The following is a 21597-nucleotide window of genomic DNA, read 5'->3' as shown; positions in this document are numbered from 1 at the left end:
AGTTGTTTAAGACTTTATCATGCTATATCAGCGATAAGATTTTAAACCGCTACCCATTGAAATACTATGTTTGCACTATGTATGTTAGCAGCATGGTATTTTTTTATTTTTGGTGTCGCGATGACGGTATGACATAGTCAGTTTGATAGACAGCTATAAACTATCAATTCTGGTTATTTTGCTTACCCTCATTGCTGGACAAACAACTTTGGTAGCCAGCTATCCTATTACTAGTAACTTAATATTAGTGATTCAAAGTATAGCCAGCCATCAAAGTTAGCATAGTTAAAACAGATGAAAGTATTTGCTTCATTGGCAAAACCTTACATCAATGTTTCAAGCTATGTCTTTGTCTCAATAACTTAATCATGACCTTACCTATGTTTGATATATAGTTGTTTGGCCACTAGCCATATTTAGTTATCGATGAAGGAATCATCTGATTTATATCCTTCGCATCGTTGTGCGTTCAGTATTTTAAACCAGTACTTATAAACACTGTTTAGAACGTTTTTATGACATATCGATAGCTGGCTGACGACAAACTATCCCACTAACTCTTAGAGAGAGTACGCTAGTGGCGCTATAGTCAAACAAGATAGAGCGGCATTTATCCTATTAAAAATGCCACTCTATTTAAGATACGATATCGATATATGTCAATATTATGCACATATATTTATTCGTGTTTTTGCGGTAAGAAGGATGGCTAAAATCAGGAGACATCCATGCAGCGTATTACTTATCGTGTAAAAGTATCTGCGCAAGGGGCCAAACGCCGTATTTCTTATTTACTGCGTCCATCTAAACGCCTACTAAACACCAAAAGTAACATCGTTTCATCCGTTACCCCTATTGCGTCTAATCGTTTTGCCAGAACCAAGAAGCTGGCACAAATCTCTAGCATCGCTCTACTCTCGTTGCCCGCTGAGAGTTTGACGACCATGAACACATCGGTACCAGCCTATGACAATGTCATGCTGGAAAACACCTTGACCATTGCTGCGGTACCAGGCGATAGCACTTACTTTGCTACCGATGGCTTCCAACATGGTTTTGGGTTTGATCTGGTGCGCACTTATGCCGATGAGCTCGGTGTCGATATCAATCTGAAAGCCTATGCCAGTGAAGAAGCGGCACTAAAAGCACTAAGAACCGGCAACGCTGACATGGCGTTGACTACGGCTAGCACCAAGCTAAAAAGCCAGCTGAACCTATCGTCTATCAATGTCAGCTGTGGTTATGACTCTAGTCTGACTAAGAACGGACTACATCCTAAGGTAAGTTGGACGTTTAGCTCATCCAATGACCCACTATCAAGAAAGGCCAGTTACTTTTTGTGCGATAGCATCAAGCTAAAAAACACACAAAAACTTGCCGCGTTCTACAATCAAAACTTGCTTAAAGACGCCTATAGTCAGGATCATTTCCAGAGAACGTTGACGGAAAAGTTACCGGACTATCAGTCTTCGTTTGAAGAGCAAGCACGCAATTATAATCACGATTGGGAATTGCTGGTCGCGATGGGTTATCAAGAGTCGCATCTTGATGCCAACGCTGTGTCGCCGACTGGTGTACGCGGATTAATGATGCTGACCAATAACACTGCAAAAGCGATGGGCGTCTCAGACCGTGTCGATCCGTACCAAAGCATTGGTGGCGGTGCACGCTATCTAGAGCAAGTAAAAGCTGACTTCTCTGATGTGCCAAAAACTGACCGTATCTGGTTTGCCCTCGCAGGTTATAACATGGGTCCCAATGCGGTAAAAAGAATCCAGCGCGAACTACGAGCTCAAGGTATCGATGATAAAAGTTGGGCGAACGTCTATGCTTATTTAGCAGATAATAGAGCGTCGAATAGCCGCTATGGTCAAGCCATGCACTATGTCAGTAATATCAGAAGCTATCTTGAAACGATCAAAACTCAGACGGTCTAATTTGTAGCTATTACTAGACGGTTCGCAAGCTAAACTTTCACAGTTATTTATTCTTATTAAATAAAAAAAGCTGCTCTTATAAAGAGCAGCTTTTTTGTGCGATACGATTCATAGTTAATATTAATGACGTCTTATTTAAACGGCACTCATTAATATTTTATTCATTAGCGATTAGGTACCGTTAGACGCTGACCACGCTGCAACATCGTATCAGCGGCGATATTGTTCATATCGGCCAGCTCTTGTGTTGAGACACCATATTTACGTGCTAGACCAATCAAGCTATCACCCGAGCCAACCGTGTAGCTTACTGTCGCTTTTGGTACTTTAAGCGTTTGGCCGCGTTGTAGCTGTGCATTGGTCGCTAGATCATTGGTCGCCGCCAAGTCCTCTACCGATATGCCAAACTGACGTGCTAAAGCAATTAGACCATCGCCAGATTTTACTTTGTAGTTTTCAGTATTACCTAATTTCGTACCGCTGCTTGCTGAGCTACTACTGCTGCTACTAGCAGAGCTGCTGCTTTGGCTGCTACTAGATGCACTTGCCACACTGCCGCTAGCAGGGATAGTGATAGTACGACCCAGTATCAGATTCGAGTTGGTATTCAAGTTATTCGCTGATGCCAAATCACTTAAGCCAATGTTGTAACGTTTGGCGACACCCGTTAGCGTATCACCTGATTTTACTTTGTAGCTGACCGCTTTGTCATTTAATTGACGGTCGACCAATTCTTTAGTAGCAGGTACTTTAATCGTTTGACCACGTTGCAAACGAGCCTTTGCATCAAAATTGCTATTTACCGCAGCCAGTTCTGTTGCACTCACTCCGATACTGTTCGCAATACCAATCAGCGTATCACCTGATTTTACTTTGTAATTAGTGGTCGCGACCGAGCTTGAGCTGTTACTACTGCTAGCGCTTGTCGTGCTTGCAGCATCGAAATCAACACTGGCTGGAACTTTAAGCGTCTGACCAACATAAAGCGAACTTGTGCTGTTGATACCGTTGAGACTGGCTAAAGTATCTGTCGACACATTGAATTGACGTGCCAATGCAATTAATCCGTCCCCTGCTTTTACTTTATAGTTTTTGGTTACAGCGCTTGATTTACTTGGCTTGGTAGAAGGCGCGGCAGGTGTTGTCGCAGGTGCAGTCACTTTACCCGGTATAAGCCATAGTTTTTGACCTCTGAGCAGATCAGCACGGCTGCTCAAGTTGTTATAGCTGGCTAGCTGAGTGACCGATAAGCCAAAACGATTGGCCGTACCGATAAGCGTATCACCGCCTTGTACGACGTAACTGTCAGGCTGACTAGCGGCTGCGTTGTTAGCAGTACTCAGTGGCTCGATAGTCTTAGCATCATATAGATATAACGTACTGCCAGAGAGTAGATTGGCACTGGCATCTATCTGGTTCCATTCTGCAATATCACGCCAGCTAACCCCTGCTCGACTTGCAATGTTCGAAAGCGTATCGCCACGTTTTACCGTATAAGTGGTACGTGCGCCTTGTGGTTTTGGCTTACTTACCGAGGTTTTAGCAAAGCTAAGTTTTTTCTCTGCACCACTCGCTTCTAAGATAGACTGCTGTGTCTGTACGGCTGATAGATTGATGTTGCCATCAGCATTGATAACATTGGTCTCAGATGTATTTCTACGGATCTGATTGGCAATAAAATCACGCTCTTCTTTGCTAAGCGGCGGCTCTTGGACAATCGTATTGTTCTGAGTAATCTGTGCTGAGGTAGTCGGTAGACTGTTACTGCTCTTAAGCTCAGCATTGATTTTGTTAGTCTCTGCGGTGGTCAGTGGTGGCTCAGTACGAGCCGAGGAATTACCACTGTATACCGAGCTGCTAGTTGGCGTCGCAGATGGTGAGATATAACTTGTTGTCTGTTGAGGTACACTTGCGCTAGCGGCATAATCAGCCAATGCGCTACCAGTAGAAGGCAGTGATGAGGCAGTATATGGCTTGTTATTATAGCTTGGCGTAGTCGCTGTCGTGCTACTTGCGTTATTTGATGCAAGCACGTTACCTGTACCATTACCTCTGAGCCCACTTAATTTGGCATCGGCATTGAGACTGACGTCGTTTGGAATGATGACACGCTGTGGACCTGAAGAATCAACACGGCCTGATGTCAGTGCAGTATTTAGACGCTCTAGCTCATCGTAGCTAACGCCAGTTAACTGCGATACTTCTGCCAAGCTCACACCATAGTTAACAGGTACACTGCGGAAATGCTGACGGTTAGCGATAGCTGGTAAATACACACCATACTGCTCAGGCTTGGCAACGATTTCGGCTACAGCTAAGAAACGCGGCACATAGTTCATCGTTTCAGTCGGCAGTTGAAGTGACCAATAATCTGTTGGCAGTCCGCGCGCTGCGTTGGCATCGATTGCTTTTTGTACACGGCCAGGGCCAGCGTTATAAGCAGCCAATGCTAGCTCCCAACTACCAAACTGGTTGTGCAATGCTGTCAAAAAGTCATAGGCAGCACGTGTCGATTCGATAACATCACGGCGACCATCATAAGTGCTGCTTTGGTTCAAGCCGTAGATACGGCCTGTACTTGGAATAAACTGCCATAAGCCCGCGGCTGCTGCACTACTCGTACCACTTGGATCGTAAGAGCTCTCGATAACCGGTAGCAAGGCAAGCTCTGTTGGAATATTGCGACGCTCCGCCTCTCGTACCGTATGATAGATATAGCGACTGGCACGTGCAGTTAGGCGATTTAAATAATCCTGTCTACTTGTAAACCAGCTTTTTTGACCTTCAATACGCTGATTATAGATTGGTTTACCACCATTCATGCGGTAACCTGCGCGTAGACGATTCCACAAATCACCATATTGCTGAATAGCAAGCTGGTTACCTTCTACCATGGTCATGTCAGTGGCTTCTAACAAGTCAGCCAACTCATCCAAACTCTCTGCATCCAAAAACGCAGTTGAGTAGTCTGCACTACTTGTATTAGCCCCTTGATTGGTAGGACTTTTAGTGATGACAGATGAGCTATTGGTCGCACCTTTGTTTTTTACCGCTGATGTATTGCTACACGCACTAATCAGTAAAGTGGATACCGCAAGCGTCAATGGCAACGCAATAAATGAGCGAGAGTGTGATAGCACAGTAGACATGATATTGAAGGTTTCCTAACGACAGAAATTAATAAGATAAAGTTGAGGGATAGTATAGTATGCAATGTAAAGCAAAGACTAGCCTAATGTAAAAGATAATCATAGACGCTCAAGTAGCCTATAAAACTAAGTAATGACCGTTAGCCAACTAAGACTCTTTATAAATTAGAATCTCAGCCAGTTAGGTTAGCTATTACTTATATGACCTATTGTATTTTGAGTCTCGCTTGGTCAATGTTGACTTAATTAATAGCTACCTGTGATACTGCGCGCAAGAGCACTGCATTACCAGTAGATAAGGTCAAGGTCACACGAGATGTAGTGACAAATGATACTTGCTGACCGTTTTTTACCCAGCTCTCATTGGTCGTCACATTGGCTTTGGCTTGTGAACCAGTAATCACCACATTATCTACCGAAATATCATAGCGATAATTAGACGTATCATTCCAGCTGTTTTGAAGCAGCTTTAAGTACGCATCTTTATCTAAACTGGTAGATTTACCTTTTCTAGATAAAGAAATAAGTGCGTCATCTGACACAAGGCGCGATACCTGATTGATACTTTGGCTATTCGCTGATGCTTTCATTGCGGCGGCATAATTCTGTACCAAATCTTCGGTCATAGTTGCCGCTTGTGCATTGATACTGATGGTGCTGGCTACTGCTACGATTGCAGTGATGCTGGCGCTTTTCACCAATAGAGCTAATAGCCTATTTCCCAATAATTTTTTCATGATAATCCTTAGCGATATTTTTTTCGTTAGTGTCATATATTGACGATTAACGCTCTTTTATCATTTATTTTGGCAGTGTATCTTTATAGATATATCTATATAAGTATACTCATATCATATGCCGAGCCTATCATCGAATTCTCACAGCCATGTGACACCCTGTGTAATTATTGCGAATAAAAACCCAAGATATCAAATCCAATGTTCTTAACATTTTATGCTGTAAATCCTAGCTCAAACGGTTAGATTCTTTGTAGCTCTATTTGTATAGTCAGCCCATAATGAGCAGACCATTTTTAAACCATCAATCTTTAGAACCATCAATACTATGGTTAAGTTATCAACGTTAGAGTTTGGCTTAATGAAGGCATAGTTAAGGCTTCATGAAGACTTGGTTTCGTTAGTACTTAGGTTCGCTATTACTATCTTCATATTGCTCATCATCGCTGAGCTTCATACCCAAACGCTCTACCCGTCTATCCATCATCTGACGAGCCAAGGCCTGCATGTCTTCGACGCGGTCTATCTCATCAACAATCTCAAGACCTAACAATGTCTCAAACACATCTTCTAAAGTGACAAGTCCTTTAACTTCACCATATTCGCCGACTGTAATCGCAATATGGATACGGTTTTTTAGCATCAACTCTAACAAGTCAAACAGCTTCATTTTAGAGAAAACAAAAGTGATGTCTCGTTGAAACTGCGTCAACGGCTTATGCATAGCATGGTTAACTTTAGCCAACAGCATGTCCGTTTTTAGGACAAACCCTGTAATGTTATCTAGGTCACCATCATAGATTGGCAAGCGAGAAAACGTCAGCTTTGGACGATCAACCAATAGCTCAGCGACAGTTTTATTCTCTTCAAATGCAAGCATCACCGAGCGCGGGGTCATGATGTCTTCGACTTTAATCGCGCCAAATGCAAGCAAGTTACGAATGATACGCGACTCTAGTGGGTCAATTTGACCTGACTCTTCGCCGATACTAGCAAGAGCAGCAAACTCACGGCGGCTAAAGGTTTGCGGCTCTTTACCGCGTACTAATAGTTTCGTCAGACGCTCTGAGAACCAGATTAATGGATACAAGAGCATGATGATGCCGCGAACGAAGTAAGCAACCAGACCACTTAGTTGACGCCAGTAAACTGTACCCAAAGTTTTTGGGATAATCTCAGACAAGAATAAGATAGCAAGCGTCATAAGGGCGGAAAATAGACCAAACCACGCACTACCAAAGACGATCGTGGCCTGTGCACCTGCACCGATAGAGCCAAGTGTATGGGCAACGGTATTTAACGTTAAAATAGCGGCTAGCGACTGATCAATATTGTCCACTTTAAGGCTTTTAAGCATTTCTGCTTTTTTAGGACTGGTTTCTTGCACATCTGCAATAAACGATGGCGTCATGCTCAGCAAAACAGACTCTGCTAATGAACAGACGAAAGAGACACCAATGGCGAGTAAGACAAAAAATATCAATAAAGAAACGCTAAGCGCAGTTGGTGCTGCCGCCTCGCTGGATGTTGATACAGCACCAGCTGCCCACACTGCCTGCGGTAGCATAAGAATTGCTAATGCAGATAGTGCTGAAAAAGAAGTATAACCAAATCGAGAACTAGTAGTCATTCTCGGGGGAGGTTCTGCAGATGCGTCTTTACGATGAGCGCGCGGACGACATAAACGAGGTACAAACATAAAAGTGGTGAACAAGTTAGGTAACCTAAAAAGAGTAAAAGGAAGACAATGTCATGAGCAATTCATATCGATTTTCAGATTATCCTTAACAAAGTAATAAAAGACGTCTGTCTATCGTATAAATAGTTACTCAAAGCTGACTTAATCACTATTTCAAGCCATACTATGCCTTAAAAAGCCGTAATATGGTTGATATATATAGCATACTAAATACAGGCAATCATTGCCATTTGATAGTAGCATTGATGATACCATTTCACAATAAGTCGCCATTTTTAAGTTTTTGTTTTTTGATGACTTTTATTACCCTACTATTAACGGTTGTATGACGACATCTTTGCTAGCCAGTTTATGGCAGTTATTTAGCCTGAGGCTTTATATAGATTATTTGAATATAGTAAGAACATTGTTGTCCTACCCGTTGGCTGATAGTATGCCTTACGCTAAGAAAAACACGCTCAGCCTATGATTAACAGTTACCAAGTCTGGGATTTTTTGTTACTATGCGTCTAATTTTATTATTGTCTATGACTTACTGAGAGATATTATGAGCTTATTTATTCAAGCTGCCCATGCTGCGCCAGAGACTGCAGGTGCTGCAGGTCTATTCGGTCAGATTCTACTGCCTGTTGCGTTTTTTGCGATTTTTTACTTCTTGGTCATTCGCCCGCAGTCTAAGCGTACCAAAGAACATCGTGCCATGGTTAACGCATTGACCGTTGGTAGTGAAATTATTTTCGCTGGTGGTTTAATGGGCCGTATCAAAGCAATCGAAGGCGATTATGCTATTGTGAGCCTAAACAACAATACTGACGTGAAAGTACAACGTGCTTCTGTTATTTCAGTATTGCCTGCTGGCACGATCGAAAGCGTCTAATTAGAATGTTCACTAGCTTTTATTAGTGAAAATTTATTAGTGAACATTCGATAGTCGTCACATTAACGAATGTAATGACTAAAAAATGACCGTATATGATTTACGGTCATTTTTCGCTATTAACACAGTAAGGTAAATTGCTATATAAATTAGGCTTACTGTTTAGATGTCCTATTTTTATCCAAGTTAGCCATATGATTTTTGATGACCGGATAAACAGACATCTGTATTATTTGCTTTACTGTTTTATGCGTTACTATCATCGCGGATGATCGCAATGGTGCATGATGACGGCTGCTGAACATAGCACTCGACCGTTGCTATCGCTAACTTCCCATCTGCTAACTTGTGGCCTACGTCGCCAGTCGTTTATCAACTTAAAGAAGTGATTATGCAATATCCCGCTTGGAAATACTTACTAATTGCCGTCGTGCTACTCGTTGCCGGTCTATATGCTGCCCCCAACCTTTATCCTGACGAACCTGCTGTGCAGATTACGAGCGCAGCCGCAGGAACTCAGCTATCTGAAGGCATCTTAACCGAGTCTCAAAGCTTACTCGAAGAGGCAGGTCTAGATAACCACGATGGTACGTTTGAGGGCAACAGCGCGCTGGTACGCCTCAACAACCCAGTCGATCAGCTAAAAGCGCAAGAAGTGCTACGTCAAAACTTGGGCGAAGACTATGTCGTTGCCCTTAACCTAGCACAGACTACCCCGCAGTGGCTACGTGATATCGGTGCAAGACCGATGAAGCTCGGTCTCGATTTACGTGGTGGTGTACGCTTTGTACTCGAAGTCGATATGGACAAGGCGCTTGAACAGCGTTTGACCAGTGCCAGTCGTGATATGCGACGTGAGCTACGTGCTGAGCGAGTAGCAATCAAAGGTATCAAAACCGAAGATCGCGGCGTGGTATTGCATTTTGCTGATACTGACACTCGTAACCGTGCACAGAACGTATTACAAGGCTCGATGAGCAATACGTTTAACTTGCAGTCTTCTATTGATGATCAAGGTCCTGCATTGGTCTTATCGTATAACGATGCGACACTTGACGAAATCAATAGCTACGCGGTCAACCAGAACTTAACAACTCTACGTAATCGTATTGCTGAGCTGGGTGTTACCGAAGCTTTGGTACAGTCGCAAGGCGCTAGCCGTATCGTCGTTGAGCTACCTGGTGTACAAGATACTGCTGAAGCAAAACGTGTTCTTGGTCGTACTGCAAACCTTGAGTTCCGTATGGTGGCAGAAGACGCCGACACTTATACTGGCGGCATACCTCCAGCGGGCACAGAGGCATTCCCATTCGAGACACTGGATGGCCCGCCTGTATTGTTAGATCGTCAAGCGATCGTCACCGGGGACAAAGTAACCAACGCACAAACTGGCTTGGATGAAAGTGGTCTACCTGAAGTCAGTATTACCTTGGATAGTGCTGGCGGTAAGCTCATGCAGAACGCCACACGTACAGCTGTTGGTCAACAGATGGCTGTATTGTTCATTGAAAACAAACAAAGAATCACTTACGAAGAAGATCCAGCCACTGGTGAGACGACTGAAGTACGCACACCTTACGCTGAAACCAAAGTCATCAACCGCGCCAACATTCAGGCGGTACTGGGTTCATCATTCCGTATTACTGGTTTAGATAGTAGTGCTGAAGCAGCCGAGCTTGCGCTATTGTTACGTTCAGGCGCACTTGCTGCACCGATGTACTTCGTAGAAGAGCGCACTATTGGTCCATCACTCGGTCAAGAAAACATTGATAAAGGATTGTTCTCTACGCAGGTCGGCTATCTATTAGTCTTCGCGTTTATGATTATCTTCTATCGTCTGTTTGGGGTGATTGCCAACGTTGCGCTAGCCGTTAACGTTATTATTATCATTGCGATTATGTCAATTTTGGGTTCATCACTTACCCTACCTGGTATCGCAGGTATCGTTTTGACCATTGGTATGGCGGTTGATGCCAACGTACTGATTTTTGAGCGAATACGAGAAGAGATTGCCAATGGTGTCCGGCCAAAATCAGCCATCGTGGCAGGTTTCGATCGCGCATTTAGCAGTATTTTTGATGCCAACATTACAACCTTATTGGTCGCGTTTATCCTATTTGCGATTGGTACTGGTCCGATTAAAGGCTTTGCGATTACGCTAGCTATTGGTATTGTCAGCTCGCTATTCACCGCTATTTTGGTGACACGTGCACTGGTACAAATTGCTTATGGTAAGCGTAAATCCATCAAAAGTCTGAGCATCGGTTAGGAGAATATTATGGCGATCGATAATAACAACCCTTTAGAACAGCAGAATAATCCTGATCGAAATGGCTCAAACGGTGAGACGACTAATGCAAGTACGCGTCGCCGTAACAAACCGCGTCGTGATGGTAAAGGTAGCAATACTAAAACCAACAACCCTACTACCGCAAAGTCAGGAAAAAGCCCTAGTCGTCGCGGTGGTAAAGGTCAAAATGCCAAAGACAATCAAGCACTGTCTACCGCTGTTGATTCTGACGTAATATCAGGTGACGCCGCTGACGATGCCGCAGCTGTCGCTGAAGGTGGCATCAAAGCGGTTGGTAACCAGCGTATCATTCCATTTATGAAGATAGAAAAGCCGATGGCACTACTATCTTTATTTATGGTGATCGGTAGTATCATTGCTATCGCGGTAAATGGTCTGAACTTAGGACTAGACTTTACTGGTGGTGTATCCGCTGATGTTCGTTATGAGCAGCCTGTTGAGCAAGTTGCTGTCGTACAAGCACTGGCAGATAATGGCTTCGATGATGCGGTTGTACAGTATCTAGGTACTCGTGAAGAGCTATTGGTACGTCTACCCCCTCAGTCTGATAACGTCGATGGGCTAAGCGCAAATCTAACGCAAGCATTGGCATTACCTAGCAATACCGCTACGATTAGCAACGTTAATATCATCGGTAGCCAAGTTGGTAATGAAGTTTATCTAAACTCAGTCATGGCATTGGTATTGGCACTGGTATGTATGCTTGGCTATGTTGCCCTACGCTTTCAGTTCAAACTGTCTCTAGGTGCCGTACTGTCACTGTTCCATGATGCCGTCGTAACCATCGGTGTATTTGCACTATTCGGCTTTCCGTTTGACCTGACGGTATTGGCTGCGGTATTGGCATTGATTGGTTATTCATTGAACGATACCATCGTTGTGTATGACCGTATCCGTGAAAACTTCCGCCGTGTCCGCGGAATTACGCCAGAACAGACGATTGATTTGTCATTGACCGAGACGCTACGTCGTACGATTATGACCATCTCAACTGTTCTATTAGTTGTATTGGCAATGCTCTTCTTGGGCGGTGATGGGTTATACTGGTTCTCAGTAGCTCTGTTCATCGGTTTGCTTGCGGGTACTTACTCATCGACTTATATCGCCAGCTCGATTCCGCTGCGCATGGGTCTATCGCGTGATGACTTTATCGTAAAAGTAAAACCAGAATTTGAAGAAGAAATCGTTACTTTCAATGATCCAAAAATGTTTGAGCAAGACAACGTTTAGTAAGGTATATTAGATGGATTGATACGCTGAAATAGCGTGTCATCACACTCTATATAATTACTAAGTGCACAGCTACAACGTTTAAATAAGAGCACCTGACTCATGAACAATGAGTCTAGGTGCTTTTGTCTTTATAGCTATTTTGTCTCTTATATTAAATGTACTGCCTTACGAATTTATTATCATTTTACGAACATATCTCTTTATCGTTCACGTATAAACGAGTTACCCATGTCAGCCAAATCCGCACCTTCTCACGCGATGCCACCTATTGACACAAGCTATAAGCGTATTGTCGCGATTGCACTACCTGTACTGCTAGCCAATTTGGCCATGCCATTGCAGAGCGTCATTGATACGGCCATTGTAGGTAATATGAATGACACGGCGAAACTTGCTGGTATGGGTTTGGCCATACAGTTGCTGTCGCTATTGCTTGTTAGCTTTAACTTTTTGCAGTATGCATCATCTGGACTTGCTGCGCAGGCATTGGGACAATTGGCTAATAATAATAGCCATACATCAACCGTATCAGCACCTACGCCTTTGTTGTCTATCTTACAGCGCGCTTTGTTATTGGCATTTGTTATTGGAGCGATATTACTACTGGCAAAACCATGGCTGATTGATTTTGGCTTACAAGCACTGTCAGCCAATCCTGAAAGTGGACGCGCGGCGAAAACCTACTTAGACGTACGCTTTTGGGGCGTGATCGCAGAGCTGATGAACTTTGCATTTATTGGTTGGTTTGCAGGACAAGGTAAGACCCGTTATATGCTTTATCAACAGGGCTTTATTGCTGTACTTAATATTGTACTGACTCTGTTTTTTGTATTTGCAATGCAGATGGGATTGGCTGGCGTCGCACTGGGAACGACTATTGCATTTTGGTTTGGAATACTGATGGCATTATGGTTGAGCCGCCAACATTTAAAAATATCATGGACTGTATTATTCAAAGCGGATCGACAGTATTTTACGAAAGAAAAAATGCTTAGGCTATTTTCTTTAAACAAAGACATCTTTGTACGTACGCTTATCTTAACGCTAAGCTTTGCTTGGATTACTCGACTGTCTGCCCAAAGCGGTGACGTCATACTGGCCGCCAACGCTATTTTATTGCAAGTATTAAGCATATCTGCCTTCGCTTTAGATGGCGTCGCTGTCTCTGCTGAAACGCTGAGTGGGCAAGCCGCAGGGCGACGTGACTGGCCACGTTTTCGTATTATTGTGAAGCGTACAGGCATAGTTAGTTATGGTCTTGCTATCATGTTGAGCGCCATCTGGTGGCTTGCAATGCCTACGTATTTAGGATTTATGACCAATATTGAGTCGGTGTTTGCCCTCGCCTATGATTACCATTTATACGCTGTATTATTGCCTCTTGTAGGCGTTGGTGCCTATTGGCTAGATGGGATATTTTTCGGTTTGACGGCTGGTAGTGTGATCCGCAATGCAGCGCTGATACTGGCTGCTATTTTCTTCCCATTGAGCTGGGTGCTCTATCAGCAATGGGATATGACTGGTATTTGGCTTAGCGTGTGGTGTCTATTACTATTAAGACTAGTCATCCTAGGTGGGTTTTTGTACCGTGCCAATCAGACTGGCAGTTATGAAAAACTACAACCTGAAGCTTAGTTAATTTTATATTATATTTTTTCTATCAATTTTTACTTTTTAATTTTGCAGTAATACCGTTTGAATCAATAATTTTTATATCGATAGATTTATAAAAATATCATAAGAAAAATTTAGGATATCATGTGAATACTCATTCAAATGAATTAAGCCATCAACATGAAAACCGCTACCACTGGGCTGAGGGCTTCAAAAAAAGCTTGCCAGTTGCTATGGGCTATCTGCCTGCCGGTATTGCCTTTGGTGTACTCGCACAGGTAGCAGGTATCCCGATATGGGCAACGATTATGCTCAGTATCGTTCTCTATGCTGGTGCAGCTCAGTATGCTTGTCTGCCAATGCTGAGCGCAGGCCTGCCGATTGGCAATATCGCCACCAATATTGCCGCGATTAATCTACGTCATGTATTCTATGGTATGCCATTATTACAATATCTACCAAAAAACAAGCTGGCTAAAACGTATTGTCTGTTTGCGTTGACCGACGAGACTTTTTCGATCATGACAAGTTTGCCAAATGAGTCGCGACGAGCCCTGATATTTCCTATCAGCCTTTTTAACCAAAGCTGGTGGGTACTGGCGAGTACGGTTGGCGTAATGATTGGTAGTACGCTCAGTGACTTAGTGCCAAATTTAGATTTTGCGTTGGTTTGTCTGTTTGCGATTCTCGCTTATGAGCAATTTCAAAGTATCAAACGCTACTTCCCGATTGGTATTGCCGTGCTTGGCTTAATCATTGCCTCGCTATTTACCAGTGACTGGTTACTACTAGTAGCCATCACTATCTGTATGTTTATGATTTTGGTACGTGGGTTTTGGATAGAGCGTCAAAAGACGGGAGAACCTCATGACCAGTAGTTATCTTATTTTTGCCACGCTTGCTATGGCAGCAGTGACCTTTATCACTCGTGCATTGCCAGCACTGATACCTAGAAAGCTGCTCGATACACCTTGGCTACATCGATTAAATGAGAGTTTGCCATTATCAGTGATGGTGCTGCTAATTTTAACTAGCCTCTCCTATCAGGACTTATCGACGACTGTTACTTTAAGCAATACCGAATTACATCTATTAATGGCACAAGTCGGTGCACTTATTTTGGTATTGTTTATTTATCATATCAGCCGTCAGCTTTTGGTCAGTATGGTTGTCGGTATTGCAGCAATCAATGGTCTGTTTTGGTTATTTAACAGTTTCTTGGGCTAAGACTGTTTCGACCATTTATATAAACATCAGTACCATTGGCTAATTTTAAAGATAAAAAAGCTAGATTCCATTCAGAATCTAGCTTTTTGTTATCTGAAAACAATGGCTTTAGTTTAGCTTAAAGCTCTTCAACACCCATCATATCAACTGGGGTATCAGCAACTATCTGTACGCCTTTTTTACCAGTTTTGGCAGTATCATTACGCTGCTCTTGCAGGTGATCAAGATACGCTTCATTGATCTGACCAGTGATGTAACAGCCGTTAAATACCGCACAATCAAAACCTTCCACTCGGCTGTGTTTGGTATCTTTTACTGCGTCGATCAAATCATCCAAATCTTGGAAGATCAAACGATCTGCGCCGATGATATCACGTACTTCTTCGACACTATTGCCTGAGGCAATAAGCTCGCTACGTACGGGCATATCAATGCCATATACGTTTGGAAATTTCACTGGTGGCGCAGCACTGGCAAAAAATACCTTGTTAGCACCAGCATCTCGTGCCATTTGAATGATTTCATGACAAGTCGTACCACGAACGATAGAGTCATCAACCAACAGTACGTTTTTGCCTTTGAACTCTAACGGCACAGCGCTCAGCTTTTGGCGAACTGATTTTTTACGCTGCTGCTGACCTGGCATAATAAACGTACGACCGATGTAGCGGTTTTTCATAAACCCTTCACGGTACTTGACGTTCATTTTTAGCGCCAGCTCCATCGCTGAAGTACGCGACGTGTCTGGAATTGGAATGACCACGTCGATATCATGATCATCACCCCATTCAGCAAGGATTTTATCTGCCAGTTTTTCACCCATGCGTAGGCGAGATTTATAAACTGAGATATTGTCCATAATTGAATCTGGACGAGCAAAGTAAACATATTCAAAGATACAAGGCGTGTATTCTTTTTGCTCGACGCACTGATGCGTATGTAGCTTATGGTTCAAATCAATAAAGATCGCTTCGCCTGGTTTTACATCACGAACGATAGTAAAGCCAGAACCTGTCAATGCAACTGATTCAGAGGCAACCATATACTCAGTGCCGCCATTCGGTGCCATACGCTTACCAAAGATAAGTGGACGGATACCGTTTGGATCACGGAATGCAAGCAAGCCATGACCCGTGATCAAAGCGACAACGCCGTAAGCACCTTCACAACGTTTATAGACAGCTTTTACTGCTTCGAAAATATCATCAGCAGTTGGATGGGTCTTGCCTAGATTCTGCATCTCATGTGCCAGTACGTTTAACAGTACTTCAGAATCTGAGTCAGTATTAAGGTGGCGGCGATCTTCAATGTACAAAGATTTGGCCAAACTCTCAGCATTGGTCAAGTTACCATTGTGCGCAAGGGTAATACCATATGGTGAGTTGACATAAAATGGCTGCGCTTCGGCGCTGCTAGAAGTACCAGCTGTCGGGTAACGAACGTGACCGATACCGAACTTACCAACCAGTTTCATCATATGACGATTCATAAATACGTCACGTACCATGCCATTTTCTTTACGTAGATAGAGTCGCCCATCTTGCAAAGTGACAATACCTGCTGCATCTTGCCCGCGATGCTGTAGCATCGTCAAACCGTCATAAAGAATCTGATTGACTGGTTCGTGAGCTGCAACTCCAATGACTCCACACATAATAGCTATATCCTATTTTGACTCATACATTAGTACGACAATAACGGCAAACTTAACGACAGTATATTGCTAAAATCATTCACTGTCGCACGCCGCTAACCTGATGATATTGTAAGAAACTTAACGAGATTTTTCGATAATCTATTTTTGATTATCAGTGACACGTGCAAACATTTAGAAGTATAGAAAGAAGTAAAATAATAGACAGTTAGATAAAATAATAAGCAATTAAAAAATTATGACTGATTGACTTGGTCCCAAGCCATGCCTAATACGTCCGATACTAGAGCCTTGCCCATCGGTGCATATGGCATCAGCTCAGGCGCTAGTACGGAGGTTTGCCACTGCGGCATCTGTACTAGCAATGGCGCACTGACGCTCAGTACAACCAAGACCATCAATACATTTTTGGCAGCACCCAGTACGCCGCCCGCCATTTTGTCCAAGACGCCCAAACGTAATGTTTTGAGCACGCCTGAGAATACAAACGCCATCAGATGCATGATTGCTAATATGGCAATCACTACCAATAAAAAGGCCATAGCCATCTGTAACACAGGGTTTTGTACGATACCCGTTAATTGGGGCGACACCACTCCTGCCAGTCTAGTAGCAGCGATAAGAGCGATAAACCAACCTACCAAGCCTATTGCTGTTTTAATCAGTCCTACTTGAAAGCCGCGCCATAAGCCAATCAAGACAACGATAGCAATCACAATATCTAAACCACTCATGCTTTACGCCTTATTACCTTATTTATTGGATTAGCTTTCCATGGCATCGTAATAGCCACCGATTGCCTGAATGCAAGACTGCACCAGCCCAGGGCCACGATAGATAAGCCCCGTATAGAGCTGTACCATGTCTGCGCCTGCTTCAATTTTTTTGACGGCTTTGGCACCACTATCAATACCGCCTACGCCTATCAAAGCGACTTTACCATCTAACTGATCAGAGAACTGTTGCAAAATCTGGGTACTAATATGACTCACAGGACGACCTGATAGGCCACCCATTTGGTCGCCATCACGCAAGTCTTCGACACCGACGCGGCTTAGTGTTGTATTAGTAGCAATCAAACCATCAATCTCAAAGTCTATTAATTGCTGCGAGATATAATCAACTTGTAATGGCTCTAAATCTGGAGCAACCTTAAGCACTAATGGGACATAGAAACCATATTCAGTAGCTAACTGACTGTGACGGTTTTTAATTGTATCCATTAACTGAGTCAGTGCTTCACCACTTTGCAAATCACGTAAGTTTTTGGTGTTTGGCGATGAGATGTTGACCGTAATATATGAGGCATGCGGATACACACGCTCTAAGCAATACACGTAATCATCGGCGGCTTGCTCTACCGGCGTAGCGGCATTTTTGCCAATATTGATACCGATATTGCCTTTATATTTACAGCGTTTAACATTCTCGATTAGATAATCAACGCCTTCATTATTAAAGCCCATACGATTGATAATCGCGTCTGCTTGCTTGATTCTAAACAGCCTTGGCTTGTCGTTGCCTACTTGCGGTCTTGGCGTGACGGTTCCTACTTCTATAAAACCAAATCCCAACTCAGCCAGCGCATCAATATAATCACCGTTTTTATCCAAGCCTGCTGCCAGACCAACTGGGTTAGAGAATTGCAAACCCATACAGTCTGTTGGTTGCATTGACTGACCATACGCCAAGCCTAAAACACGCGCTTTATGCGCTTTATCCAATAAAGAGAGCGTCATCTCATGGGCGTGTTCGGGATCCATATTAAACAAAAAAGGACGAAGTAAGGCATAAGACATAGTGATGGCAGACCCTGCTTGGAAGAAATAGTGAATAAAAAATGCGAATGAAATCGGGCGCAGCGATTATATCAGCTTAACAGAAATAAGAGCAAAGTTTCAGTCGCTAAATTTCTACATTTAAGCGGTAACCAATACTGATGACTCTCTACTACATAACGATAAATTGCCACTTTCTAAGCTAAAGACATAGTACAAAGGTACTCTTAAACATCTACGGTACTGGACGCCCATCAGTCAACGCAATCCAACCACGTATAATGCGATATAAATGCCAGATAAAGGTAAAGGTCATAATCAGTAAACCAAGCCCGGCCAATAATATTGAACCAATAGCGATATTACCACTATCCGCCAGTACGCTAACGCCAAAGCCACCTAGCGCAAAGGTAATCAAAATAATGCCAATGACGAACCAAACAATACTGTACCAAAAAGTCTTGATTTGCCAATCGAAATGCGTGGCCAACCATGACCCATTAGCATCATGGCGCTTGGCATAGTTCATGACAATCGGCACAATCCACAACAGACCTGCAGTAAAGTAGCTGATCACATATAAGAAATAAGTGATATGGTTATAAGTAATTAAAGAACGGCGCTTATCGTTGCTCATACTATCCCGCATTATGTGAGGTTTTCCTTACTGGTAATATTTTTGTTCAATAGTCATATGGTTAACTATTTAATGGAGCCAGATAAATGGCTTTTCAATGATACCAACGATAAAGCATTATTTTGCTGTCTAATATCGAGCGTCGAGTAAAAAGCACACAGTGATATAAGTATCTAAAATATTTATCACAAAATGATGCGTTTTAAGAAGTGACCGTTGCTTGTACCTGAATAGATTTATTGGTCAGGTCTTGCTGCATGGACAGCTGTGTAAATTGCCAACCTTGCTGTTCAAGCTTACCCAATGCAGTGCTGACGACCGCTTGACTAGGATGCGTAAAGCTCAGTTGCACTGCATCGCCAGTCGCAACTACCTGAGCACCTGCTATACCTGAGTTATTGAGCAGCGCATTGATACGACTAGCGGGTGGCATATCAGCCTCTCCAGTAGCGTTATTCCCAGTATTCAATGCACTACTATCAATATTACCTGCTTGAGCACGCAACCAAAAATAATCTGCCACTTGCTCCTGATAGTCGTTTTTACTATCGCTTGCTGCTTGATGAACGCTATAGCCACCATAGCCGCCAATAAACAACAGTAGAAATATAGACAATATAGCTAGCGCTAGCTGATCACGGGGGGGTAATGCTTGCCAGCGCGTCGTGAGTACATTTTGATAATTGTTCATAAGCTCTAAGAATACATGAGCCTTAGTACTGGTTGCAGAGACCGCTGCATGACGTTTGGTACGGCGTTGTAATCGTTTCATGTTTTGACCTTTATTACCAATACCTTGATGAGTTACGACGCTGCCGCATTGCTTGCCATGTCGCTGTTTTCTGCAATATTGTTTTCTACCACATTGACAGTGACTTGACCACTAAACTGACCTTGCTCATTACTATTCACTTGCGCAAGTTTAGCATTTAAGCCTTGTGCTACCAGTGTACTCGTAAATTTATCAAGACTACCGCGATCTGGAGCAATCAAGGTAAAACTGAGCGCTGATGGTTGCATTACCAGTGACTGTGCATGCAATGAGGACTGTTTAATCAATGGTGATATGCGTGACAGTGCGGCCATATGCGATGCAGGCGCTTGGCTATCGCTACGCAGTTTTGGTTGCAGCTGTACTTGCAATTTGGTGCGCGTACTCAGTGGCTCATCGGCAAACCAAGACTGATATTGTGCCGCAATTGCAGTCTTGGTTGCTGCGGTTGCTTGATTATACTTATACCACTGTACACCATCGGTTGCCATTTGCAGCACTAACGCTGATAGCGCAACCATCATTGCCATCCGTAGGTATGGTGATAGTTGTGAGTCAGTAGATTTCATAAAGAAATTAAGCGCGTGACGTTCGGGACTGTCAATTGGCTTAGGTACTGTAGGCAGGATCGTCAGTAGCAGCTGATGATCAGCGATCAGCGCTTTAGTTTCCGCTACTAAATCCATGGTCGATGAGGAATCTAGTGAGTCAAGCGATGCTTCAATAGCTGCCTCAATAGACGGCAGTACCATTACCTCACTTAAATGCGGGAAACGCTCAAACATTAGCGGTAAGTAGCTGACGGCCATACCCTGACGCAATGATTGGCGCAGCAGCATAGTCTGCGAATCTTGATAAAGGGTCACTTGTTGACCTGCGCCCTCTTCTGGCGGTGGCAACAATAAAAAATCTGGCAGTAACGCCACTATATTCATACCGGCTAGCTGCGCGCTTTGTTGCCAGGACTCAATATCGTTTTGTGCCAGTGCATACAGTTGCGTCGTATCAGCATGGCTCAATTGGCGGATGTTTAATTGCTCAATAGGCGTTAATGAAGTTTCTTCAAATAAGTACTGCTTGCCGCTATTACCAAGCTGTTTAAGCTGAGCAGCATTGAGTGCCGTATCCACTTGCAATGCATGACTTGAGGGAAAATATAGACAAAGCGCCTTTTGGCTATTGGACTTATAGTTACCATAGATTGTTTGCAGCTGTTGCCAACCATCAACCATTTGCCATTGCTGTACATCTTCGTGCCAGACAGCTAGCGGGCTATGCTGCGCTCGTAACCAAACATGTAACACTAAACGTGTCCTCAATTATTGCTGCGGTTATCAAAATATCGTTAATGATTAATGCGGTTTTTGAAAGAGCTGGATGATTTTATACGATTAATAACTGGTATGCTTCTCGCAAATACCATTTTAAATCCGTCATATCTAATCAATTCTGCTCTAGCAAGTTACATATAAGCAAAATATTAGAAGTCTAGTCTAGTAAGGCTGGTCAGGAACAAAGCGATCAACTTCCGTTGCCATGCCAGTCATCACAAATTCCATATCAAACACTCTGGCTTCTGCTAAAGAGAACGATTCTGGATAATCGCCTGTCAGCAATCCCGCGATATAGGCAACGATAGACATATGACAAACAACGACCAAACACTCAGCTTCAATATTGGCAATATCTATCAGAGCTTGGCGCGCGTCATCCGAGGGCGTGATATTGTCCTGCACAGATGAGGCTACTTGCGGCGCTCGCGACTGGAACGCAGATAAAGTTTGCTGCGCTCTAATATAAGGGCTAACCACAAAACGATCTGGACTATAGTGAGTGGTCACATACTCTGCCGTTTGCACTGCTTGCTGCTGACCAAAGTCCGTCAGCTGACGCGCGCTATCTGGACGTGTTTCGTCTTCTGCTTGACCATGACGTACTAATATAATTTTCATAACCTTCCTTGGAGCGCTAA

General features: G+C 43.3%; 17 protein-coding genes. 7 read left to right on the top strand and 10 right to left on the bottom strand.

Features of this window, described 5'->3' with window-relative positions; all coding sequences use genetic code 11:
* Positions 1-728 precede the first annotated feature (728 nt).
* Positions 729-1937 (top strand): transglycosylase SLT domain-containing protein, encoded by a 1209-nt coding sequence (locus tag ACQKCP_RS01940; protein ID WP_102094788.1) that lies wholly within the window; start codon positions 729-731, stop codon positions 1935-1937.
* 164 nt (positions 1938-2101) lie between these two features.
* On the opposite strand, the gene ACQKCP_RS01935 is transcribed toward ACQKCP_RS01940, so the two are convergent.
* From ACQKCP_RS01935 to ACQKCP_RS01925, 3 genes are all read right to left on the bottom strand, one after another.
* Positions 2102-5086 (bottom strand): LysM peptidoglycan-binding domain-containing protein, encoded by a 2985-nt coding sequence (locus tag ACQKCP_RS01935; RefSeq protein ID WP_427611069.1) that lies wholly within the window; start codon positions 5084-5086, stop codon positions 2102-2104.
* 242 nt (positions 5087-5328) lie between these two features.
* Positions 5329-5823: a hypothetical protein gene (locus ACQKCP_RS01930; protein WP_101205368.1), complete on the bottom strand. Its 495-nt coding sequence runs from the start codon at positions 5821-5823 to the stop codon at positions 5329-5331.
* 400 nt (positions 5824-6223) lie between these two features.
* Positions 6224-7522 carry a CNNM domain-containing protein gene (locus ACQKCP_RS01925; protein WP_427611652.1) on the bottom strand — a complete coding sequence of 433 codons (1299 nt, stop codon included), beginning with the start codon at positions 7520-7522 and terminating at the stop codon, positions 6224-6226.
* Between the two features lie 547 nt (positions 7523-8069).
* On the opposite strand from ACQKCP_RS01925, the gene yajC reads away from it, so the two are divergent.
* The 6 genes from yajC (at position 8070) to ACQKCP_RS01895 (ending at position 14784) form a co-directional block, all read left to right on the top strand.
* Positions 8070-8399 carry a preprotein translocase subunit YajC gene (gene yajC / locus ACQKCP_RS01920; protein WP_427611068.1) on the top strand — a complete coding sequence of 110 codons (330 nt, stop codon included), beginning with the start codon at positions 8070-8072 and terminating at the stop codon, positions 8397-8399.
* A gap of 391 nt (positions 8400-8790) precedes the next feature.
* Positions 8791-10668, top strand: coding sequence for a protein translocase subunit SecD (gene secD / locus ACQKCP_RS01915; protein WP_101205370.1), 1878 nt, complete (start codon positions 8791-8793; stop codon positions 10666-10668).
* A 9-nt stretch (positions 10669-10677) separates the two neighbouring features.
* Positions 10678-11940, top strand: a complete 1263-nt coding sequence (gene secF, locus ACQKCP_RS01910) for a protein translocase subunit SecF (protein WP_427611067.1) — start codon at positions 10678-10680, stop codon at positions 11938-11940.
* 231 nt (positions 11941-12171) lie between these two features.
* The gene (locus ACQKCP_RS01905; RefSeq protein ID WP_427611066.1) at positions 12172-13578 is read left to right on the top strand and encodes an MATE family efflux transporter; all 1407 of its coding nucleotides are present in this window, start codon (positions 12172-12174) and stop codon (positions 13576-13578) included.
* 125 nt (positions 13579-13703) lie between these two features.
* Positions 13704-14435, top strand: a complete 732-nt coding sequence (locus ACQKCP_RS01900) for an AzlC family ABC transporter permease (RefSeq protein WP_427611065.1) — start codon at positions 13704-13706, stop codon at positions 14433-14435.
* Entirely contained in the window at positions 14425-14784 is a 360-nt protein-coding gene (locus ACQKCP_RS01895; RefSeq protein ID WP_341609034.1) for an AzlD domain-containing protein, read from the top strand. Before ACQKCP_RS01900 ends, ACQKCP_RS01895 begins: the two co-directional genes overlap by 11 nt.
* 118 nt (positions 14785-14902) lie before the next feature.
* Here the strand turns inward: ACQKCP_RS01895 and purF are convergent, their stop codons facing one another.
* The 7 genes from purF to ACQKCP_RS01860 form a co-directional block, all read right to left on the bottom strand.
* Positions 14903-16438 (bottom strand): amidophosphoribosyltransferase, encoded by a 1536-nt coding sequence (purF, locus tag ACQKCP_RS01890; protein WP_102094783.1) that lies wholly within the window; start codon positions 16436-16438, stop codon positions 14903-14905.
* A 236-nt stretch (positions 16439-16674) separates the two neighbouring features.
* On the bottom strand, positions 16675-17172 hold the full coding sequence (locus tag ACQKCP_RS01885; protein WP_057759516.1) for a CvpA family protein: 498 nt from the start codon (positions 17170-17172) through the stop codon (positions 16675-16677).
* Between the two features lie 30 nt (positions 17173-17202).
* Positions 17203-18237 carry a quinone-dependent dihydroorotate dehydrogenase gene (locus tag ACQKCP_RS01880; RefSeq protein WP_201606744.1) on the bottom strand — a complete coding sequence of 345 codons (1035 nt, stop codon included), beginning with the start codon at positions 18235-18237 and terminating at the stop codon, positions 17203-17205.
* 214 nt (positions 18238-18451) lie between these two features.
* Positions 18452-18853, bottom strand: a complete 402-nt coding sequence (locus ACQKCP_RS01875) for a DUF4870 family protein (RefSeq protein WP_227526596.1) — start codon at positions 18851-18853, stop codon at positions 18452-18454.
* A 202-nt stretch (positions 18854-19055) separates the two neighbouring features.
* Entirely contained in the window at positions 19056-19625 is a 570-nt protein-coding gene (gene gspM / locus ACQKCP_RS01870) for a type II secretion system protein GspM (protein WP_427611064.1), read from the bottom strand.
* Positions 19626-19657: 32 nt separating this feature from the next.
* Positions 19658-20929 (bottom strand): type II secretion system protein GspL, encoded by a 1272-nt coding sequence (gspL, locus tag ACQKCP_RS01865; RefSeq protein WP_427611063.1) that lies wholly within the window; start codon positions 20927-20929, stop codon positions 19658-19660.
* 189 nt (positions 20930-21118) lie between these two features.
* A complete protein-coding gene (locus ACQKCP_RS01860; protein ID WP_427611062.1) occupies positions 21119-21577 on the bottom strand; it encodes a SixA phosphatase family protein in 459 nt (152 codons plus the stop codon).
* Between the last annotated feature and the right edge of the window lie 20 nt (positions 21578-21597).

Origin of the sequence: Psychrobacter sp. NPDC078631, from assembly GCF_050268165.1 — a bacterium.
Lineage (GTDB): Bacteria > Pseudomonadota > Gammaproteobacteria > Pseudomonadales > Moraxellaceae > Psychrobacter.
The sequence above is the reverse complement of the archived record's forward strand: the minus strand, read 5'-3'. Positions and strand labels throughout refer to the sequence as shown.